A 20,689-nucleotide genomic window follows, 5' to 3' on the forward strand; every position below is an offset into this window, starting at 1 on the left:
CGGTCCCTGGCTGGCTTTCAGCAAACAATTCCTATTCTGATTGATCCGGCCCGCCGCAGTCGTCCAGCCAGTGGTCATCCAGGTTTTCAAGCGGAACCGGACGGCTGAAATAAAACCCCTGAATCTGATCGCAGTCATTATGAGCAAGCCAGTCATACTGCGCGCGTGTCTCAACGCCTTCGGCGACCACAGTCGCGTCGATCTGCCGTCCCAGAGCAAGGATCAGACTGACAATCGGTCCGGTCTCCGGGAGCTGACGGATGAAGGATTGATCGATTTTCAGACAGCTCAGCGGGAACTGAGAGATATACGCAAGATTTGAATACCCGGTGCCAAAGTCATCGATGGCAATCCGGTACCCCATGCCGGAGATTGCACGGAGTTTGGATGCAATCGCCCCGACATCCCCGATCAGAATGTTCTCCGTGATCTCAAGCTCGATCCGGTGTGTCGGGAAATCAGCGATTGCTGCAAAGCGCGACAGGGTTTTCATGAGGTTTTTGTCAGAAAACTGGCGCGGTGAAATGTTGAGGGACATGTCTATGCTGCGCCCGTCGAGATGCCAGTCATGTGCCTGTTGGAAACCGATTTCCAGCACATGCTGGCCCAGCGTTTCGATCAGTCCGGTTTCTTCGCAGACAGATATGAAATCGTTCGGCGGGACCAGCCCACGTGTCGGATGGTTCCAGCGCACCAGACCTTCAACGGAAACGACATCTCCGGATTTCAGATCGATGCGTGGCTGGTAGTGCAGCACGAACTCTTTGTTCTGCAATGCTTTTTCTATCTCTGTCTCCAGACGAATTTTGGCCAGAGCAGCCCGTCCCATATCGCGGTCAAAGAAAGTAAGCCTGTTTCGCCCCTCTCTTTTGGAATGGTAAAGCGCTATATCCGCCTGGCGCAGAACTGCCTCGAAGTCGTCCTCGCCCGGCGCAAAACGCGCGCACCCCATGCTGACGTTCACCGGTATGCTTGCGGACCCCTGCACCACAGGACCAGAAAGCACTTCAAACACCTGATTTGCCCGCTCCTGCGCCATGTCGTTGTGCGGGGGGCATTGCAGCAGGATGACAAACTCGTCACCTCCCAGGCGGACAACAATGTCGCCTTCGCGCACCGCATTCTGCGCCCGGTCGGCGAGGTTACGGAGCACGGTGTCACCGGCCTCGTGCCCAAAGGTGTCATTTACGTGTTTGAAGCGGTCGACGTCGAAATAGAGCATGACATGATCCAGACCGCTGTCTTCCGGCAGCGCGTCAAAATGCCTTTGCAGGAAAAACCGGTTATAGCATCCCGTCAGCTGATCCCTGTCCGCGAGGAACCTCGCGGTATCCCGTGCCGTTTTCAGTTCACTGACATCGATGGCCGTCACCAGTACAGCGGGCTTTCCCGTGACAGCGTCGCTGCACAGTTTTGCCGACAGGTCAAACCAGGTAGCATCGGTTGAAACGGCCACCTTTGCGACCATTCTGTGCTCTCCCCGGCCGTCGAGGTCGAACATCATTGCGTGATAATCAGTCCGGTCGGCAAAGAGTGAGGCAAGGTTTCCTGAGGTGCCTCCGATCACGTTCCGGGCCGCCGGGTTCATGTAAAGAGCGGCGCCGTCAGGGTCGAAAAGTGCGATCATCACATCCGTGTGCAGCAAAGCTTCTGCACTTCGGAGGTTGTCGGGCGCATCTCCTGTGCCCGACAGCACCTCGCACAGCATTGCCATACGTCCATCCGGCAAACGATAGCCACAAAAAGCGACACTGGAACTGACAGGCTGGCCGTTTGGATAAAGTGTCCACATTTCCCGGAAAGTGGTTTCCGGTTGCGTGATGAAGTCGTCCTGATACTGGCGCAGCCGTCGGGCGACCGTGGTTGACATGCCAAGGGACATGTCCCGCGCGCATAACTCAGCTTCGCTTGCGGCCTGCCACATGGTGCAGGCAGCACCATTGGCCAGTACGATCCTGCTGTGATCGATGTCAAAAACCCAGACCGGGCTTGCAAGCTGCCGCACCACAGCAAAGAGGTCCCGCGCAGCATCAGTCTGCTGCGTGTTCAACTGGTTGTTCTGTCTTCGCTTTTTACGCGCGGACATACAATGGTTCCCGGGCGACGTGCCGGATCAGGCGGCCCGGTCTGCAGAGAGACCGAGTTCCGACAATGGACGGAAGCCGGGTGTGTTGCTGACGTCCCCGATCCAGCGTTGGACCGAAGGATAGCTGTCAAGGGAAATCCCCGCTTCGTCAGTCACATGCACATATCCAAAGAGGGCAATATCAGCGACAGAATAGGCATCGCCCAGCATAAACTGATGGGCGGCAAGATGTGTTTCCAGCCGGTCCAGTCCTGGCCTGGCTGCGTTCTGCCAACCCTCGATGTCCTTGCGGCGCTTTTCTTTTTCTGCCGGCAGGATGGTCGTAAAAAACCTCGCTGGCGAAATAAAAGGTTCGAGTTTTGACTGTTCAAAAAACATCCACTGTAATGCCCGTGCGCGCCCGTAGCTGCTCTGGGGCATCAGAAAACTGTCTTCGGCAATATGCCACAGCATCGCATTGCTTTCGCCGAGACCCTCACCGGAACCTGTGACGAGGTAGGGAACAACGCCATCCGGGTTGATTTTCATGAACCATTCGGACTTCTGCTCGCCGGCCAGTACATCGACCATTGCCATTTCAAAGGGTTTGCCCAACTGATTGAGCGCAAGCCAGGGTTTAAAACAATTGCCCGACCCCGGGCATGCGTAAAGTTTTGTCATCAGGCTGTCTTTCCGGTTGTCCAACAGAACAGACAGGCTACCGAAGTGCCGTTAAGCGGCTGTAAAAACCGGCCCCTGACAGCAAGCGTATTTTCCGAAAATTTTCGTTTTTCCTGCCATGCAGACCGGCGTGCAGAAGGCGCCGCCGCCCTGTGATGACCACACAGGCGGTCTGTTGCCAGGTGCCGGACACTTTCCGCTCGTTTTCCCGGTGCCGTTTCTCTTCCGTATCGCCTAGGGCTTCGGGATGTGAGTATTCACTCATCCTTATGACAATTTGCCAGTTTTGTAGGTGCAGAGGGCCCGGTATGGACACGATAGATGGTATGCGCACCTTTGCGGCGGTAGCGGCTGAGGGGTCATTTACAGAAGGTGCGCGGCGGCTTGGGATCAGCACCAAGCTTGCGAGCAAATATGTGCGCCAGCTTGAAGACCGGCTGGGGGCGAATTGCTTCACAGAACACCGCGCAGTGTCACGCTGACAGACACAGGGCAGGCGTATTTTACCCGATGCCAGCCGCTGCTGGATCAGTTTGACGAACTTGAAGGGCTTGTGCGGGGCAAACAGTCCGAACTTTCTGGCAAACTCCGGTTGGCGGCCCCTACAGAATTCGGCAGCACCTGTCTGGCCGGAGCCCTGCATTCCTTTCAGATTGCGCATCCACGTGTCCGGATCGAACTGAGCCTGTCGGACCACCATGTATCCGTCGTTGAACTGGGCTTTGACATCGCGATCCGGCTTGGTGAGTTGCGGGATTCAAACCTGGTTGCGCGCAAATTAATGGACATACGCATCGTTTGCGTCGCAGCACCGGGATACCTGAATGAGCAGGAATGGCCGTGCGAACCGGCCGCGCTCGCGACACACAACTGTCTGCTGCAGCCGACGGGTGCCGACAGTATCCAATGGGCATTTCACCGGCACGGGAAGACTGAAACAGTGCAGTTCGCTGGCGGCCTAGGGATCGGGCGCATTCCGTTTTACACAGCCAGACCATTCCTGGAAGCTGGCGCACTCACGGTTCTGTTTGAAGAGGCTGAAACTGATCCGATCGGACTTTTTGCAGAGCATCCGCCGGGGCGACACCTGACCGCCCGCATTCGCGCACTCACAAACCACCTGCGCAAGACGCTGAACTTACAAAATGCAGGCAGTGGGCGGGCCAGTGGGGCCGACTGGCAATGATCGCCGCCGCTGATGGTCTGTGCGTCAGACCGGCGGCTCAATACCCAGGTCACGCAGTCTGATCTCCTGGCGCCGGGCGAGCGCATCTGTTTCGGCCGCAGCCGCTTCGGGCAGGGCGGCACCGGGTCTGCGCAGGGCTGGATGTGCGATAACTCCCTGACGCCAAAGTGAAAATTTGCGAACAGCCAGCCCCATGCCAGGCTGTGCCTCGTAGCGGATCATTGGCATGTAAGCGTCAAAAATGTCGCGGGCCCGCTCGGTGTCGCCGGTTTCGAGCGCCGCAATGACCTGAGCCATCATTTCGGGATAGCCAAAGCCGGTCATCGCACCATCTGCCCCGCGCAGCATCTCTTCGAGCAGATACATCCCGCCGTTCCCACACAGGATCGAAATACGCCGCGCACTAGCGTCAGAGGCTGCCCGCAGCGCAGAAATTTTTTCGAGCCCGGGCCAGTCTTCGTGTTTGAGCATCACGCAGGTCGGACAGGTTTCCACGACCTGCAGAATAACGGACGTCGAAATCTGAACCCCCGTGGCAAGAGGAAAATCCTGCAGCACAAAAGGTGTGTCGCCCAGTGCGTGAGCTGTTTCCTGATAATAGCCAAGGATCTGCGCATCCGTGCGCAGGCTGGAGGGTGGCGCAACCATGACGCCTGCGGCACCTGCATCCATCGAAGCTCCGGAAAGCGCAGACATGGTCGCGAGGCCGGGTGCAGAGACCCCGACGATAACGGGGACCGGCGACCGCGCGAGCACGCGCCGCACCACCTGTTCGGATTCTGCGGCCGACAGTTTTCCTGCCTCGCCCATCATGCCAAGGATTGTCAGACCGCTGGCACCGCGTGCGATATAGGCATCGACCAGACGGTCGAGACTGTCGAAATCAAGCTGACCATCCGGCAGAAAAGGGGTCGCCGCTATGGTGAAAACGCCCCGTGTGGTTTCGTCAATCATTCATTGCCCCTTCCGGTCTGTGTGTCAGGCCAAGGGCAATCTGTCCCAGTGCCATACTGACCGCTGCCTGTGTCGGCTCAACAACAGGCAGTCCGGTTTCATCCTGCAGAACGCTGCGATATTGCGCCATACCGGCACAGCCCATGATCAGAACCTCTGCACCATCCACGTCGCGCAGCTGTTTCCCGGTGCGGATCATTGCCGCAAGACATCTGTCCGGATCTGCAAGGTCTGCTACCCCAAGGTCCAAAGCCCGGTCGCCCGCCAGCCTGCCGGACACGCCCATGGCGCCAAAGGCGCGCAGGTGACGGGGAATGGACTGAGGCAGTATCGCGATGACCCCGAAACGGTGACCCAGTGTCAGTGCGGTCATGACGGAAGCTTCCTGAATGCCGGTAACCGGCAGCGCGGTCTGAACGCGCAATGCATGCAGGCCCGGGTCACCAAAACAGGCAATCACAAAACCAGCCGCGTCTGTCTGCCGGTCCGCGAGGGCCAGCATGGGCGCAACGGTCAGGTCCGCCTGCTGCTGGGTTTCGATCCCGGGTGGCCCTTCTGGAAGCGTCAGGCAGCGTATTGGGACACCGACCCCTTGCAACGGTTGCAGCGCCTGCTCGATGCCCCGGGTTACCGTTTCCGAAGAATTCGGGTTGATCACGACAAGTGTTTTCATGGTCATCCGGTCTGTGCCTCATCAAAGGAAACAGCCTGAGGCCGTGCAATCCACCGGCCGCTGCCGGGCGTGCCCAGAAAGGTGCCGCCGTCTACCAGCAGGTTGCCGCGCAACAGTACTTTGACCGGCCAGCCCGTAACGCTGTATCCGTCCCAGGGGTTGTAGCCGACGTTATCATGCAGGTCATCAGGCCCCCATGTCGTTTTGTGCGTCGGATCCCATATCGCGATGTCTGCATCCATGCCTGTGCTGATCTCTCCCTTGCTTTTCAGGCCGTAAAGCCGGGCAGGGGCCGTTGCCGTCAGTTCCGCGAAAGCAAAAGCGCCCTCAGACCCACGGGAAACCATCGCATCAAAAATCAGTGGCAGGCGGGTTTCCAACCCCGGCAGGCCGTTGGCAATCTGATGAAACCCACAGTTTGTTCCGGCCGACAGTTTTCCTGTCGCATCAAAACGGTATGGCGCGTGGTCGGACGAGATGAGCGACAGGGTGCCGTCATGCAGCGCCTGCCACAGGGCGGTCTGATCCGCCTTTGTCCGCTGAGGCGGCGAGCACATCCATTTGGCGCCTTCAATGCCCGGCTTGTCGAGTACATCAGAGGTCATGAACAGGTAGTGCGGACAGGTTTCGGACCTTACCGGCGCGCCGCGTTTTTGCGCGGCCCGGATTTCGGCTGCGCCTTCAGCCGTCGATACGTGAAAAATCATAACCGGCTGATCCAGGTATTCCGCGAAACGGCAGATACGTTCGATCGCTTCGATCTCCGCAATCCGCGGGCGCGACCTGGCGTGATCCATGGGTGTCGTCTGACCCGCTGCTATCAGCCGTTCGCGGGCATCCGATATGATGGCGTCGTTTTCAGCGTGAACGCAAACCACTGCGCCGGCATCCCGGGCCAGCCGGAAAACCCGGAGAAGGGCCGCATCATCAAGCTGGATATTGTAGGTGGTGAAAACCTTGAGAGACCGGTGACCTTCTGACACTGCCTGCCTGATGTCCTTTTCGAACTCAGGTACGTCCGGGTCAGTGACCGTTATGTGAAACGCATGATCGATCATCGCACCCCGCCGGGCCCGCGCGGCATAGTCGGCAACAGTCTCACGGATGGTCTGTCCGCTGCCCTGGGCTGCGAAGGAAATGACGCTGGTCGTGCCGCCCATCGCGGCCGAACGGGTTGCCGTTTCGAACGTGTCGGCATTCCATTGCCCCATGCCGGACATCTGTTCGATGTGCGCGTGAGGATCAACGCCGCCCGGCAGCACCAGATGATCCGTCGCGTCGATGACAGTGTCAGCCCCGGTCACTTCCGGTCCGACGGAAACAATTTTGCCATCCCGGATGGCCAGATCCCCCCCGATGACACCGCTCGGGGTAACGATCCGGCCATTTTTGATCACGGTATCGGAGTTCATTGTGTTCCTTTGGCTTGCATTGCCGCGCAGCATGCCGTCATTTTGCCGCCATGCAAAGTCCCCGGTGCAAGTTGAAGAAATGTGTGGGGAGAACTCCCAAAAGGCATAGTACGGCAATGTTTTCCATCAGACGCGACTTCAGAGGTGTTCGGGTTTCCTGTGCCGACACCAAAGGGTGGAATTCTCATGACTGAGACTGTGTCTGTGGATCGGCGGGACCGGGTTCCGCTCTGGCGGGACGGAATGTGGCGGGCGGTCGTCGCGGCATTCACCTTTAACGGGTTGTTGTTCGGCGTCTGGGCATCGCGGGTGCCTGCCTTCAAGGAAGGGTTTGACCTTGAGCCGGGTACGCTCGGGTTGCTGCTGCTGGCGCTTGCCGGCGGCGCGATTGTTTCCTTTCCGCTGGCGGGCGCACTATCCGAAAAGTGGGGCGCCGACCGGCTCACAATACGCTGTGCGGTGGTTTACGGGCCGGCGCTGATTGCGCTGGGCCTCGCGCCGGGTCCCGTCGCTCTGGCGTTGCTGCTGTTTTTGTTCGGTGCAAGCCACGGCTCGATGGACGTGGCGATGAATGGTTGGGGCGCACGGGTTGAGGACCGCCTGCAACGCAGTACGATGTCCGTATTCCATGCGGCATTCAGCCTCGGCGCAGGCCTGGGGGCTGCAAGCGGTTATGCCGCAGTCAGTGCCGGTTTTGGTGTTTTGCCTCACTTTGCTGCAATCGTAATGCCATTCGGTATTCTGGCACTGTGCTTTATGGCCCCTGCCGCTGATCAAGAACGGGTTGTTGCCTCCGACGCGCCGTCAGCACCGTTGCTCGCATTGCCGCGGGGGCCACTGTTGCTGGTTGGCCTGATTGCCTTGTCGGCATCCATGGGAGAGGGCGCGATCGCTGACTGGGGGGCGGTGTTTCTGCGGATCGCCGTTCAGGCGACAGAAGCGCAGGCGGCGCTGGGATATGCTGTTTTCAGTGTGATGATGGTGCTTGTACGGCTTTCGGGCGGGTACCTGACTGAACGTTTTGGCCCGGTTCTGACGACGCGTGCCAGTGCTGTTTCCGCGCTGACCGGATTGCTTTTGTCTGTCTTCGGAGGCTCCCTGGAGATTGTTCTGGTGGGGTATGGGCTGATTGGGGCTGGGTATGCCGTCGTTATGCCTCTGGTATTTTCCAGGGCGGCACGGGATGCCGAAATGCCATCGGGACCGGCGATCGCTTCAGTAGCAACACTTGGCTACGGAGGCATGCTGCTCGGCCCACCGCTGATCGGCTTCGTCGCCGAACTGACCGGGCTTCGGATGTCTTTTTTGCTGCTGGCCGCGCTGGCAGTGATGGCGTTTTATCTGGCCCCCTGCATTGGGGTGTCGCGGAACCGTGTCTGACGAACACGAGTGATGCGCTGAGGGAACTGTGGACATTGCCAGCCAAAAGGCCGTCTGGGGACCAGAATTGCGATTGCGGGAACCACCAGACCCCAACGTGCCATGGCTTCATTGGATGATGTGCTGGCACAAAAGGGCGCGGAGGTCAGGAAGCCGCGTCAAGGTCGTCTGGCCTGACGATTTTCTGAATGTCATCGAGGCTCAATGGCTTGCCGAAATAATAGCCCTGAACAAAGGTGCAGTTCTCCGACCTCAGAAAGCTGAGTTCGTTGGCCTGCTCAACACCTTCCGCAAGAACCGGAATTTTCAGGGCATCGCCCAGCAGCAGGGTCGACCGGACGATTGCCGCGCGCTGGTGATCCGTGTGAACATCCTGCACGAAACTCCGGTCGATTTTGATTTTGTCGAACGGGAAGGCCTGCAGCGTTGCCAGCGAAGAATATCCCGTTCCGAAATCGTCCATAGCGATGCGGACACCCATCTTCTTGATTTTGTGCATCACATCTATGGTCAGTTCCTGGTCCTCGATGATGCTGGCTTCGGTGACTTCCAGTTCAAGCCGTTCCGGCGGAAGACGGCTCTCCATCAGAATGTCGGATAGATGTTCCAGAAAAGTGGGTTGTACAAGTTGCTGAGGTGCCACGTTGACTGCGACGCTGAAAGGTTTTGCCCAGCCAGCGGCTTCGTGGCAGGCCGTTCGCAGCACCCAGAGACCAATGTCCCGGATCAGGCCGGTCTCTTCGGCAATGGGAATGAACTCTACAGGAGAAATACGCCCTTTCTCCGGATGGTTCCACCTGATCAGCACCTCGAAACCAACCGGGGCCAGCGAAGAGAGGTCATTCTGCAACTGATAAACCAGCTCGAACTGACCACGAGAGGCGGCCTGCCGGAGATCGCTGATCATCTGAAGGCGGTCGCGGCTCAGTTCGTCCATGTCCGGGTTGTAAAAGCACAGCAGTCTGTCCGCCTCAACTTTTGCCCTGTACATGGCGAGGTCTGACTTCTGCTTCAGTTCACCAAAGTCGCGACCGTCATCCAGCGTTGTTGCCGCGCCAAAGGATGCCCTGACCACGGCAGAGACTGTTTCGAGTTCCACCGGTTTCATGATCTGACTGTTCAGACGTTCTGCGAAAGCTTCTACGTCGTTTGTCGACCCTATGCCGGATTTAAGCGCAACGAACTCATCCCCTCCAGTGCGGGCAACAAACTCATCCTCGCCACATGCTGCCTGCAGCCGCATCGCCACTTCTTGCAGGACCTTGTCGCCTGTTGAGTGGCCGTGCAGATCATTGATCTCTTTGAAAAGATCAAGATCGATGGTCATCACCACCGCGTTCAGTTCAGGGTTCTGCTCGAGCGACCGCGCAATTTTTTCGGATGTGCGGTTCAGGTTCAGCCTGTTGGGCAGCCCGGTAAGGTGATCGTGATGGGCGGTATGCTCCATTTGCTCCAGTGACTCGCGCTCAAGATTGACCTCGATACTGATGGCCGCAAAACCGACAACCAGAATAATCGCGGTCACCGCGGAAATCAGCAGGGCCAGTACGCCGTCGGGCAGAACCTGTTCAGGCACCACAATCAGCGGGCTGAGTTCCAGCGAAAAAGCACTCATGCCAGTGAAATGCATCGAGCAGATCGACAGAACCATTAGCACAGACCCGCCAATCCAGCAGAACCGGGTCACTGGGAATACCATCCGGTGATAGGCCGCAGCACCCAGTACCGTTCCAAGCAGGACCGAGACCAGAACGGTATTGCTGTTCCAGACCAGTTCACCGGGTAAGAGGTAGGCTGACATGCCGATGTAGTGCATTGTGGAAACGGTAAGGCCAAAAAGGCAGCCTGACAGCAGCCATCTGAATGGACCTGCCATATATGCAAGCGGGATGTTTGAAATCATCATGCCGGCAACAGCCACCGCCAGCGACAGTGCGGTCAGAAAGGGTTCATACCCGTGTTCAAATCCGGGCTCGTAAGCGAGCATGGCAATAAAGTGGGTGGACCAGATGGTTGCACCGGCAATCAGGCTGCCAAGCGCAAGCTGCACCTGTTTACGGCGACCGGTTGATCCCAGTATCCGCCGCGAAATCAGAACGGACAGGCACGAGCCAATAACACAGACAAAGGCTGCTGCGACCACCAGCCAGTGGTCGTGTTCATGCGTCAGACATTCGATTACCCGGTACAAGGACTTTCCCCGCGTGCCATTCCGGGCGATGGTATGCGCGCAAATCGGTAAACGTGGCCTTTAAATGGTCCGCAGATTTTCCGGACATTTTTCAACGTTTTGACCAGTTGATCAGAAGTATTTCCAACTGCTGCAGAAAGCGTTTTTTCTTTCTGTCTTGACAGGAAAGCTTCCCACGCTGCTAACTCAGAGCAGGTGAGGGGGCGCATATTGTGCACATCCAGGTGAAAATTTCCTGTCCGGGGTCCACCGGAACCAACCGACGCGATACGGGCTGCGACCTGGTCGTCTGACGGGAGAAACAGACGCGCGCAGCGCGCCTTTGGTTCTCCTTTGACTTTTCCGGTACATCACAATGAATTCCAGACCCGGATTGCGTATGGCAATCGATATTGGCGGGACGTTCACAGACACGGTTCTTATGGATGAAGCGATGCGTCTGTGCGCGTCCTGCAAAGTGCCCACAACGCCTGCAAACCCGGTAGAGGGGGCCGTGCAAGGCGCGCTGGCGGCACTTGAGCAGTCAGGTGCGGACTGGTCCGGCATCACCGCATTCATCCATGGAACCACGCTTGCCACTAATGCACTGATCGAGAAGCGGGGCGCTGTTGTCGCAACTGTGACGACGGCTGGTTTCAGAGACATTCTCGAAATTGCGTACGAGCGCCGATACAGCCAATACGCCATCGACATCGAAAAACCAGACCTGCTGGTTGCGCGCCACCGCGCGTTTACCATCGGCGGCAGGATGACCGCGTCGGGCGAAGAACTGAAACCGCTGGACGAGGCAGCAGTACCCGAACTGGCCGCCAAGATCAGGGCATCAGGCGCCGGTGCCGTTGCGGTCTGTTTGCTGCATGCCTACGCGAACCCTGAACATGAACAGCGCCTCGCTGAACTTCTGGAACAGCATCTGCCCGACATTTCCGTGTCACTCAGTCACGAGGTCAGTCCGGAAGCCCGGGAGTTCGACAGATTGTGCACAACGGTAGCGAATGCGTCTGTGCGCCCTCTGATGGCTGGGTATCTGGCTGCTTTCGAAGCGGAGTTTTCGGCTCTTGGCCTGCAGTGCCCGATCCTGATGATGACAGCGGGTGGTGGGATGACAACTCTTGAGACGGCCTCCCGTCTTCCTGTCCGTCTGGTGGAATCCGGCCCTGCAGGGGGTGCCATTCTGGCAGCCCGCATTGCCGCAGAAACAGGGGAGACGGACGTGTTATCGTTCGATATGGGCGGCACAACGGCAAAGCTCTGTCTGATCGACAGAGGCCGCCCACAGATGGCGCGACGCTTCGAGATCGCCCGGGCGGCACGGTTTATCCGCGGATCCGGGATGCCTGTGCGCATCCCCGTCATTGAAATGATCGAGATCGGAGCGGGCGGTGGTTCTGTTGCAGCGGTTGACGGGTTGGGCAGGGTCACGGTGGGACCGGAAAGTGCGGGGTCCGACCCGGGTCCGGCCGGTTTCGGGCGGGGCGGTTCGCACCCGACTGTGACGGATGCGGATATCCTGCAGGGCTATATTGATCCGGTGACATTTGCCGAAGGGCGGCTGACGGTTGAGCCTGACCTGTCATCCGATGCGCTTGACAGGCACGTTGGCCAGCCCCTGGGCTGCCCGGCCGAAAGCGCCGCGACAGCGGTCAGTGAAATCGTCGATGAAGCAATGGCGGGCGCGGGACGTATGCACGCCGTTGAATCGGGCAAGGACCTCAGTTCGCGGCTGATGATTGCGTTTGGTGGCAACGGTCCGCTTCATGCCAGCCGTGTTGCCCGCAGGGCAGGTGTCAGGCGCATTCTGATCCCGCGTGACCCCGGTGTCGGGTCCGCTGTCGGTTTCCTGTTTGCACCTGTTTCATTCGAGATTATCCGCTCGCAGTACGCCCGGCTGGACACAATTGACCTGGCTGCGGTCAACGCCTTGTTCGACGACATGCTGACCGAGGCGATCAGCATCGTGCGTGCGGGTGCGCCGGAAGGGGAAATCGTCCAGCGCCGTGTGGCGTACATGCGATACCAGGGGCAGGGGCATGAAATTGAGGTGGAGCTCGGTACGTCGCCATTGCAGGCAAGCGATCTGGACCGTATCAGGCAGGCTTTTGATGACGAGTATCGCCGCCAGTTCGGGCGGACGGTACCGGGCATGACCATAGAGATACTGAACTGGGGGCTGACCGTTTCTGCGGGCAACGCTCCACCGCCGGAAAGGGCTGACGACGCCCCCGAAAGTCAGTGCACGCCAAAAGGGCAGCGTCGGATCTGGTGCAATGTGTCCCGTGCCTGGGCAGAGGCGGGCGTCTATGACCGCGTGGCGCTGCCGGCGGGCAGCAGAATTGACGGCCCCGCGCTGATCACGGAGGCGCAAACCACAACGTTCGTGAGTGCAGATTTCAGTGCCTGCACGGATACTTTCGGCAACATCTGGATGACGGCAAAGGAAGAGAGGTCCCCATGACGCACCCCGCGACAACCCATCAGGTGATGTGGAACCGTCTGCTCGCGATTGTCGAAGAACAGGGACAGGCCCTCATCCGTGCCGCCTTCAGCCCGATCGTCCGGGAGTGCGGGGATATTTCTGCGGGCATTTTCGACGCGGAGGGCCGGATGCTCGCCCAGGCGGTGACCGGCACGCCGGGGCATATCAATACCATGGCAGCGGCTGTGCAGACCCTGCGCGCGCATTTCGGAACCGCCCAGATGAAGCCCGGGGACATTTTCCTGACCAATGATCCCTGGATAGCGTCCGGGCATCTGAATGATTTTCTGCTGATGATGCCCGTCTTTCACGGCGGGTGTATCGTGGGCTTCACGGCCTGTACGTCCCATCTCGTTGACCTCGGCGGGCTTGGAATGGGTCCGGAAGGATCAGATGTCTTTGACGAAGGGCTGCTGATCCCGCCCTGCAGGCTGGTGAGTGAAGGCAGTATCAATGAGCTGCTGATGGACATCATACGGGCGAACTCGCGAGAGCCGGTTGCGAATGAAGGAGACATCTACGCGCTGATTGCCTGCTGTGAGGCGGGTGCGGATCGTCTCGCAGGCATGATGACGGAATTCGGGCTGGAGAATCTGGAGGGCCTGTCGGATTACATCCTGCAGACTTCGGAAAAAGCCACGCTGGAGGCTATCCGTAAACTGCCCGAAGGCACCTGGCAGAGTGAACTGACATGTGATGGATACCGGTCCGACATCCGTCTCTGCGCGCGCCTCACCGTTTCTCGGGAGGGCATCCACGTCGATTTTTCGGGCACAGATGGTTGCATCGACAAGGGGGTCAACGTGCCGCTGAACTACGCAACGGCCTACACCGTTTTTGCGCTGCGCTGCCTGATAGGCCCCGACATTCCCAACAATGCGGGCTCGCTCGGGCCGTTCCGGGTCAGTGCGCCGGAAGGGTGCATCCTGAATGCCAGACCGCCTGCTCCGGTGGCCATGCGGCATACGCTGGGACAGATGACCCCGGATCTTGTCTATGGCTGCCTTTCGCAGGTTATGCCTGACGCGGTCCCTGCCGAAGGCGCGTCCTGCATGTACGACCTGCCGTTGCGCCACACTGCTGATGCTGCGGCTGACCCTGAACGTCATTTTGCACTGGAGCTGGTTTTCAACGGGGGCACCGGCGCGCGGCCATCGCTTGATGGTCTGTCCGCAACGGCGTTCCCCAGCGGCGTCTGGGGCAGCCAGATTGAAACCACAGAAGCAGCAGCACCTGTCCTGTTTCACCGTCGGGAACTGCGGTGCGATTCCGGTGGCGCGGGTAAGAGACGCGGCGGGCTTGGGCAGCGCATTGAACTCAGCCCGGCGGGCAAGGACGCATTTCTGGTCTTTCTATCGGTCGAACGGATGCGCAACGCGGCGAAAGGCCGGAAGGGGGGCCTTGAAGGCGCCCCCGGGCGCATCCGGCGGGTGGAGCCCGGTGGTACTGCAGAAAACCTGCCCGGCAAGGGTACATTCCGGATCAATCCTGGCGAAACACTCATTTTTGAAACGCCGGGCGGTGGCGGGTTCGGATCTCCCGGCGATCGCAGCGAGGATGCGTTGCGCGAAGATGGACGTGCCGGGTTTGTGAGCGCGGAACAGGCCCGCAAAGACTATGGGAGGTCGCTGTGATACAACCTTTAGACCATATCGCGGCCATGTCACCTTATGCGCTGGCCGAAACAGGTGAGGCTGCGGTCCGGGACCCGGTGCATATGGCGCAGAATGAGAGCCTGCGACCGCCCAGTCCTGCCGCTCTTGACGCGGCCAAAAAGGCGCTGCACGCTGGCGCGCTGTATCCCGACCCTGACTGGACTGAGCTGCGGACGGCGCTCGCCAGCCAGCACGGTATTCCGGCACAGAATATCCTGTGCGGCAATGGATCGCTGGACCTGATCGCGGCGCTGGCCCGCGCCTATGCCGGTCCGGGGCGTGCAATACTGGCGCCACAGAACGCATACCCGTTTTTTGCCACAGCGGCCCGGATGGCCGGAGCCCGCTTCGATGTGGCCCCGGAGAAGCGCGAAGGTGTCTGCGTCGGGACCCTCCTGCGCTGCGTCCGTCCGGACACTTCCGTTGTCTTTGTCGCCAACCCGGGCAACCCTACGGGCACAGAGATTCCCGTCAAAGACCTGCAGGCGTTGCGCGCGGGCCTGCCGGACGATGTGCTGCTCGTCATTGATGGCGCCTACGCCGAATTCTCGGAACAGGAAAACGCCGACTGCTGGGACTTCGTGGAAACAGGAAACTGCGCCGTGTTGCGCACATTCTCAAAGGCATACGGGCTTGCCGGTTTTCGTGTGGGATGGGGCCTGTTCCCGACCCACATTGCCCAACAGGTCCGCAAAGTGCTGAACCCGAACAACCTGTCCTCCGCGGCGCAAAGTGCTGCGGCAGGGGCAGTCCGCGATCAGGCTTACCTTCAGGAAACCTGCCACCTGACCGCGCGCGCACGTGTTTCCTGGTCCGGCCAGCTGATGGATGCCGGTTTCAATGTCACGCCCGGCTGCACCAATTTCATTGGCCTGTGGTTTCCGGCCCCGGATGCTGCGGAGGATGCGGACCGGTATCTGCGTTCGGCAGGCGTTTTTCTGCGTCGGCAGCAGGGTGCGGGACTGCCACAGCTGCTGCGCTGGACGCTGGCACCTGATGACATGATGCAACGCGGGTTTGACGCGTTGCTGGACTGGCAGAGGAAACAGAGATCATGACTGATGTGCGGCGTGGGAAAAGGGTGGGGCTGCTGGTGCCCTTTACCAATACGAACCTTGAACCCGATTTTGCGATGATGGCTCCGCCAGGGCTCACAGTGCATGTGGCGCGCATGGGCGGATATGATGAAGATGAGATCCCGGGCGTTGAACAGATGCAGGGTCTTGGCGCGGCCATACCGCATGAGCCGCTGGAACTGTTGATGGGCGTACGTCCCGACGTTGTAGTTTATGGTTGCACGTCCGCGACGCTGACTCATGGTCCGGATTTCGACAGAAATCTGTCGCGCACTATCAAAGAGATAAGTGGCGCTCATACCGTCACGGCGGCTGGTGCGCTTATTGAGGCGTTGCGGGCGCTGGGCGTGAGGCGGGTGGCCTTTGCATCCCCCTATGTGCCCGAAATCAACGCGATGGCCATGCGGTACCTTGTAGACTGTGGCTTCGAAATTTCGGGGCAGGCAGAGGTTGGGGAAAACCTCAGCAATGAAGGCCAGGGTGCGATGTTGCCGCAGGACGTGTTTGATCTTGGTCTGCGCGCATTCCGACCGGACGCAGAGGCGATTGTTCTTTCCTGCACTGACATGCGGAGCACCGAGATCATTGCCGCGCTGGAGAAACAAACGGGTGTTCCGGTCATAACTTCAAACCAGGCGATGATGTTCGGCGTGCTGAAGGCTATTGGGCATCACGATGCAATTTCCGGATTTGGCATGCTGTTGGCGCACGGATTGCGGCAGGGGGGCTGCGCCACCGACAAGGTGAAAGGATGAACTGATGACCTTGCGCGTTCTTCTGCACAACAGTGATACAGACCCGCTTGAGGATGCCCTCCGGCGGGCTTTCCCGGATGTGTCGGTCACGACGTGTCACAGCTACACAGCACTGCCCGAAGCGCTCGAAATCGCGAAACCGGATATTGTCTACACGGTTCGTTTTGCAGGAACCGACGGATACCCCAGAGCGGCGCTCTTTGGCCCGAACGGGCCTGCCTGGGTTTCAAACGGCGGTGCCGGAACAGACCATTTCGGTCATTGGGATCCGGACCGGGTGACGGTCACCAACGCGGCCGGAGTGGCTGCTGATATGATGGCGGAATACATCATGGGTGCCTTTCTGCACCATAATCTTGATTTGCCCGGCCTGATGCAGGATCAGGAACAAAGGGTCTGGCGGCAAAGAACAGTGAAACCGCTGCGGGGCAAAACGCTTGTCATCGTAGGCATGGGGCAGACCGGTCAGGCGCTTGCGGCCCGTGCCGGTGCTTTTGGAATGGTTGTCTGCGGCACCCGCGCGCACCCGCAACCCATGCACAACTGCCACGAGGTTGTCGCACCGGATGGGCTTCTGTCGCTGCTGCCCCGCGCAGACTTCATAGCGGTGTGCACCCCGCTCACAGAAGAAACCAGGGGGCTGCTGGGAGAGCGCGCGTTCCGGGCGATCCGGCGCGGCGCTTTTCTTGCAAATGTGTCGCGCGGTGGAGTCGTGGACGAACGGGCACTGTTTGCTGCCCTGCAGGACGGACGCCTTGCCGGCGCAGCACTGGACGTGTTTGAGACGGAGCCGTTGCCTGCAGATGATCCACTTTGGAATGCGCCTGGCGTGATCATATCGCCGCACTGCTCATCGGTTTACGACGGATGGGAAATGGCGTCCTTTGCGATGTTCCTGGAGAACCTGAACCGATGGACACACGGACAGAAGCTGCACAATATCGTTGACCCGCGTCGCGGTTACTGACCGAAACCGCACACACCAGGCATATGTGGTCACCTGCGCCGCGGCAGGTCATTCACCCAGGCAAGCAGGTCTGCTTCGCGCACAGGTTTGCGCAACCATTCATCCGCTCCGAGGTCGCGTGCGGTGCGCAACGGTGAATACCCGCCGTCGATTTCGGTGCCCCCTGAGATCGCCAGCAAGGGGACAGGCGGGCGAGCGTCGCGCTTGTCCGACGTTGTTCGTTTCACCCGTGAAATCAGTGTCAGGCTGCCCCGGAATTTTTTCGAGTTTTCCTGGGACAGGAGCATGTCCAGAATGATCCCGTCAAATCGGTCCTCTGAACTCAGAGCTATCGCGTCTTCACCGTTCGCAGCCACGGTCACTTCGTGCCCCTGTTGTTCCAGTGTGTCCAGCATTTCGAGGCGCAGCGCGGTGTTGTCCTCAACGATCAGAATGCGCCGGTTGTCTTTCTGTGTACTTCGGCGCTCTGTCGTGGCCTCATGAAGGACAGCAGCCAGCTGGCCGAATTCCACCGGTTTGGTCAGAACGGGGACATCGGAGAAATCAGTCAGCCATTCAAAGTTTTCCGCGTAACCGGTCAGAAAAACAAAGGGTATCTCTTTTTCCCGCAGGCGCTCAGCGACCTGCTGACTTGTTTCCGTTCCCAGATTGACGTCGAGGACTGCGGCATCAATACGTTCGCCTTCCAGAATTTCCACAGCTTTGGCAATTCGCGGGGCAAAGGACACGATCGGGACGCCGGCTTCCGCAAGCGCAAATCTGATTTCCGCGCCGATCAGCGGATTGTCTTCGACGATCAGGACGTGATCGAACGTTCTGGGGAGTGACGTCGCGGGTTTTTCCGGAACCGTCGTACGGATGATGGTCTCTTTCCGGATGTCCCGCTCCGGGATCGCGCCCGGCAACACGAGGTTCATGGTGACCCCGCCGGGGTGATTTTCAATAATGGTCTGTCCGTCCAGCCTGTCATTTACTGCCTGCTGGATCAGGAACTGACCGAACCCGGTAGTCGCCACATCATCAACCCGAGGGCCGCCGATTTCGGTCCAGTTCAGGTGCAGCTTGGTTCCCCGCTGGAACCACGAGACGCTGACCTGTCCTTCAGGGACGCTGAGTGCACCGTGACGCGCCGCGTTCGTGACCATTTCGTGCATCACGAGTACGAATACCGTGGCAGTGTCCTTGTCGAGAAAAACGTCGCGACCATCCAGCTGATACTGATGCGCCGGATGTGGGGCAAATTCTGTTTCAACAACATCGGTCACAGGCAGAATGCCGCTATCCGTCTTCGTCAGCAGATCATGTGCTCTTGCAAGGGCCAGAACACGGTTTTCCAGTGCCTGCGCGTAATGCGGCAACGAGGACGGAACCCGAGAGGTCTGACGGATAAGAGACTGTATGAGCGACAGAATGTTGCGAACACGGTGATTGAGTTCATGAATGACGAGCTGAAAGTTGTTTTCCCGCTCCAGACGCTCTCTGCGGATATCGACCGACCTGCCAATACAGGTTTGCAGGGCTTCCGCGATCACAACGTCCTCCGGCTCCCATGCGCGGCTGTGGCCGGCTGACTGTTGTCGGTATTCTTCGAACGAACTGCGCGGCAAAAGCCGGGTTCCGGCATCGTCAGTTTCAGTCGTTTTTTCAGGCGCACCCGCCCATCTCACGGTTTCATTTTCTTCAGTGCGGTAGAGGCGCAGAAACAGATTATGATCCGGCAGCAGACGGATCCGCATCATGCCAGTCACCGGTTTTTGTGGTTTCCCGGTTCCCGGCGGCGTCAGTTTGCTGCTGCAGGCTATACCGCCGGACTGTGTGGGGATGAGTTCGGCATCGAAGCCAGCTTCTGTTCCCGGGGCGGGCTGAAGCCCGTATTCCTGACGCTGGGTTCCGGAGCAGATGGACAATCCTTCTACTTTGAGTTCCTTGCAGACGTGGTCAGCAAGCTGCATCCAGTCAGCCTCATCCAGCAGATCGTCCAGCCCGGATTGTTTGCGCTCGCCGAAACCGGCAGTGATCTTCTGGAATTCTGCAAGTTTTATGGCGCGGTCCTGGCTCAGCATGTTGCCGACGAATAGCTGCAGCAGCTGGCCCGCGAGTTCGAGGTTGAGCGTCTCTTCTATGCCGTGAAACCGGGGCTTCCTGTGGTGGCAGGAAAACATTCCCCAAAGGGAGCCCTCGTGAATGACAGGCAGCACAAGCGATGAACGAATGCCCATATTGCGCAGATACTGTACGTGGACGGGCGAAGTGCCACGAAACTCAGCAAGGGTCAGATCAGGTCTTTCTGTTGCGCCGGGCATTGAAACAAGTTCTGAGTCAGGTGCGGAAAGATCCGCTATCAGTCGCACGGGTTGTTCCATGCAGATGTTTCGCGCGATCCTGGGTATGTCCTGAGCCGGGAATCTGAGACCAAGAAAACTCTGGATATCCGGTGTCCTGTCTTCGGCAATGACTTCACCCGAGCCGTCTGGCCGGAAACGGTAAAGCATGACGCGATCGTAGTTGATCATGTTGCGCAGATCCCGGACCGTTTTTATGATGCCTTCCGAAAACGGCATATGTTCGTGTTGCCGCGCCATAAGCCATCTCAGACTTTCGAGGCCTTTGGGGTGCGGGGAGGCTGTGCCTTCCGGCGCCGGCGAGGCTTCAAGAACAACGAGATCGCCGGTGCGGTGCACCGCACAGGGGTAGCAACCTCCCGAAAAATTCTGGGGGCCCAGGTACTCTCTCTGCGTTTTGCTGGTTCTCAGCATGAGCGCGTTGCGCAATGCGTGAATGCCATTGTCGTCGAGGATACTGGTTGCAGGTTTTCCCAGGAGATCAGAGGGCGGTACGCCAAGGTATTCGCATGCGTTGGCAGACACGTGGCGCAGTTGTGTGAGATCGGCATCAAAAACGCACATCAACCCGTGTGGCTGCACCGTATTGGGTGTGCGGATCGGCTCTGCTTCGCAGGTCTCCAGCGCCCTTTTTTCTGCGTCTTTTGTCAGTTCAGTCATGTCATTCTTGTCAGAGCGTCCGCAATCAACTCTGACAACCGTAGAGTGTTTCAGTACACTTTGCGATGCTTGTTTACGGTGTGTCTGACGGAGCGCGCAAGGCCCGAGTATCAGGCGGCAAATCAGGGAAACCCGGCTGTAGTTCCCCGCCTGAATTTAAGCCTATTTTTTGTTCCCATCGAGTTGCGGGTACAATGTTCCAGGCGACCTTCGAAA

Annotated in this window: 15 protein-coding genes; 8 read left to right on the plus strand and 7 right to left on the minus strand. The window is 58.9% G+C overall.

The genetic code is table 11. From position 1 onward, the window contains the following. Positions 1-31: 31 nt before the first annotated feature. Complete coding sequence (locus AB4K19_RS03005; protein WP_375230466.1) at positions 32-2,050, minus strand: putative bifunctional diguanylate cyclase/phosphodiesterase; 2,019 nt, start codon at positions 2,048-2,050, stop codon at positions 32-34. 63 nt (positions 2,051-2,113) lie between these two features. Continuing rightward, entirely contained in the window at positions 2,114-2,746 is a 633-nt protein-coding gene (locus AB4K19_RS03010) for a glutathione S-transferase family protein (RefSeq protein ID WP_375230467.1), read from the minus strand. A gap of 308 nt (positions 2,747-3,054) precedes the next feature. On the opposite strand from AB4K19_RS03010, the gene AB4K19_RS03015 reads away from it, so the two are divergent. Continuing rightward, positions 3,055-3,228: a helix-turn-helix domain-containing protein gene (locus tag AB4K19_RS03015; protein WP_375230468.1), complete on the plus strand. Its 174-nt coding sequence runs from the start codon at positions 3,055-3,057 to the stop codon at positions 3,226-3,228. Then, entirely contained in the window at positions 3,195-3,932 is a 738-nt protein-coding gene (locus AB4K19_RS03020; RefSeq protein WP_375230469.1) for a substrate binding domain-containing protein, read from the plus strand. Before AB4K19_RS03015 ends, AB4K19_RS03020 begins: the two co-directional genes overlap by 34 nt. A gap of 24 nt (positions 3,933-3,956) precedes the next feature. Here AB4K19_RS03020 and AB4K19_RS03025 read toward each other — a convergent pair whose 3' ends face one another. Genes AB4K19_RS03025 through hydA form a run of 3 tightly spaced genes read right to left on the minus strand, consistent with a single transcriptional unit; the run spans position 3,957 to position 6,971 of the window. Beyond that, complete coding sequence (locus AB4K19_RS03025; RefSeq protein ID WP_375230470.1) at positions 3,957-4,886, minus strand: dihydrodipicolinate synthase family protein; 930 nt, start codon at positions 4,884-4,886, stop codon at positions 3,957-3,959. Beyond that, complete coding sequence (locus tag AB4K19_RS03030; protein WP_375230471.1) at positions 4,879-5,565, minus strand: aspartate/glutamate racemase family protein; 687 nt, start codon at positions 5,563-5,565, stop codon at positions 4,879-4,881. The genes AB4K19_RS03025 and AB4K19_RS03030 overlap by 8 nt, the downstream gene beginning before the upstream one ends. Further along, positions 5,562-6,971 carry a dihydropyrimidinase gene (gene hydA, locus AB4K19_RS03035; protein ID WP_375230472.1) on the minus strand — a complete coding sequence of 470 codons (1,410 nt, stop codon included), beginning with the start codon at positions 6,969-6,971 and terminating at the stop codon, positions 5,562-5,564. The genes AB4K19_RS03030 and hydA overlap by 4 nt, the downstream gene beginning before the upstream one ends. A gap of 186 nt (positions 6,972-7,157) precedes the next feature. Here hydA and AB4K19_RS03040 point away from each other — a divergent pair, with 186 nt between their 5' ends. Beyond that, positions 7,158-8,351 carry an MFS transporter gene (locus AB4K19_RS03040; protein WP_375230473.1) on the plus strand — a complete coding sequence of 398 codons (1,194 nt, stop codon included), beginning with the start codon at positions 7,158-7,160 and terminating at the stop codon, positions 8,349-8,351. Positions 8,352-8,496: 145 nt separating this feature from the next. Here AB4K19_RS03040 and AB4K19_RS03045 read toward each other — a convergent pair whose 3' ends face one another. Then, positions 8,497-10,542 (minus strand): putative bifunctional diguanylate cyclase/phosphodiesterase, encoded by a 2,046-nt coding sequence (locus AB4K19_RS03045; protein WP_375230474.1) that lies wholly within the window; start codon positions 10,540-10,542, stop codon positions 8,497-8,499. 379 nt (positions 10,543-10,921) lie between these two features. Between AB4K19_RS03045 and AB4K19_RS03050 the strand changes: the two genes are divergently transcribed. The 5 genes from AB4K19_RS03050 to AB4K19_RS03070 are packed head-to-tail and all read left to right on the plus strand — an operon-like array spanning position 10,922 to position 17,471. Then, a complete protein-coding gene (locus AB4K19_RS03050) occupies positions 10,922-12,997 on the plus strand; it encodes a hydantoinase/oxoprolinase family protein (RefSeq protein ID WP_375230475.1) in 2,076 nt (691 codons plus the stop codon). Further along, entirely contained in the window at positions 12,994-14,652 is a 1,659-nt protein-coding gene (locus AB4K19_RS03055; RefSeq protein ID WP_436398999.1) for a hydantoinase B/oxoprolinase family protein, read from the plus strand. Before AB4K19_RS03050 ends, AB4K19_RS03055 begins: the two co-directional genes overlap by 4 nt. Beyond that, positions 14,649-15,731: a pyridoxal phosphate-dependent aminotransferase gene (locus tag AB4K19_RS03060; protein ID WP_375230477.1), complete on the plus strand. Its 1,083-nt coding sequence runs from the start codon at positions 14,649-14,651 to the stop codon at positions 15,729-15,731. Before AB4K19_RS03055 ends, AB4K19_RS03060 begins: the two co-directional genes overlap by 4 nt. Then, positions 15,728-16,504: a maleate cis-trans isomerase family protein gene (locus AB4K19_RS03065; protein WP_436399001.1), complete on the plus strand. Its 777-nt coding sequence runs from the start codon at positions 15,728-15,730 to the stop codon at positions 16,502-16,504. Before AB4K19_RS03060 ends, AB4K19_RS03065 begins: the two co-directional genes overlap by 4 nt. Positions 16,505-16,508: 4 nt before the next feature. Continuing rightward, entirely contained in the window at positions 16,509-17,471 is a 963-nt protein-coding gene (locus tag AB4K19_RS03070; RefSeq protein WP_375230479.1) for a D-2-hydroxyacid dehydrogenase, read from the plus strand. A gap of 29 nt (positions 17,472-17,500) precedes the next feature. Here AB4K19_RS03070 and AB4K19_RS03075 read toward each other — a convergent pair whose 3' ends face one another. Next, the gene (locus AB4K19_RS03075) at positions 17,501-20,473 is read right to left on the minus strand and encodes a response regulator (protein ID WP_375230480.1); all 2,973 of its coding nucleotides are present in this window, start codon (positions 20,471-20,473) and stop codon (positions 17,501-17,503) included. Positions 20,474-20,689: the final 216 nt, after the last annotated feature.

This window comes from Roseobacter phycocola, assembly GCF_042055075.2.
GTDB lineage: Bacteria > Pseudomonadota > Alphaproteobacteria > Rhodobacterales > Rhodobacteraceae > Roseobacter.

Coding starts and splice junctions, on each gene's coding strand:
- AB4K19_RS03010 (WP_375230467.1), bottom strand. CDS start 2,746: ATGACAAAACTTTACGCATGCCCGGGGTCGGGCAATTGTTTTAAACCC.
- AB4K19_RS03015 (WP_375230468.1), top strand. CDS start 3,055: ATGGACACGATAGATGGTATGCGCACCTTTGCGGCGGTAGCGGCTGAG.
- AB4K19_RS03025 (WP_375230470.1), bottom strand. CDS start 4,886: ATGATTGACGAAACCACACGGGGCGTTTTCACCATAGCGGCGACCCCT.
- AB4K19_RS03030 (WP_375230471.1), bottom strand. CDS start 5,565: ATGACCATGAAAACACTTGTCGTGATCAACCCGAATTCTTCGGAAACG.
- hydA (WP_375230472.1), bottom strand. CDS start 6,971: ATGAACTCCGATACCGTGATCAAAAATGGCCGGATCGTTACCCCGAGC.
- AB4K19_RS03040 (WP_375230473.1), top strand. CDS start 7,158: ATGACTGAGACTGTGTCTGTGGATCGGCGGGACCGGGTTCCGCTCTGG.
- AB4K19_RS03050 (WP_375230475.1), top strand. CDS start 10,922: ATGGCAATCGATATTGGCGGGACGTTCACAGACACGGTTCTTATGGAT.
- AB4K19_RS03055 (WP_436398999.1), top strand. CDS start 12,994: ATGACGCACCCCGCGACAACCCATCAGGTGATGTGGAACCGTCTGCTC.
- AB4K19_RS03065 (WP_436399001.1), top strand. CDS start 15,728: ATGACTGATGTGCGGCGTGGGAAAAGGGTGGGGCTGCTGGTGCCCTTT.
- AB4K19_RS03070 (WP_375230479.1), top strand. CDS start 16,509: ATGACCTTGCGCGTTCTTCTGCACAACAGTGATACAGACCCGCTTGAG.
- AB4K19_RS03075 (WP_375230480.1), bottom strand. CDS start 20,473: ATGACTGAACTGACAAAAGACGCAGAAAAAAGGGCGCTGGAGACCTGC.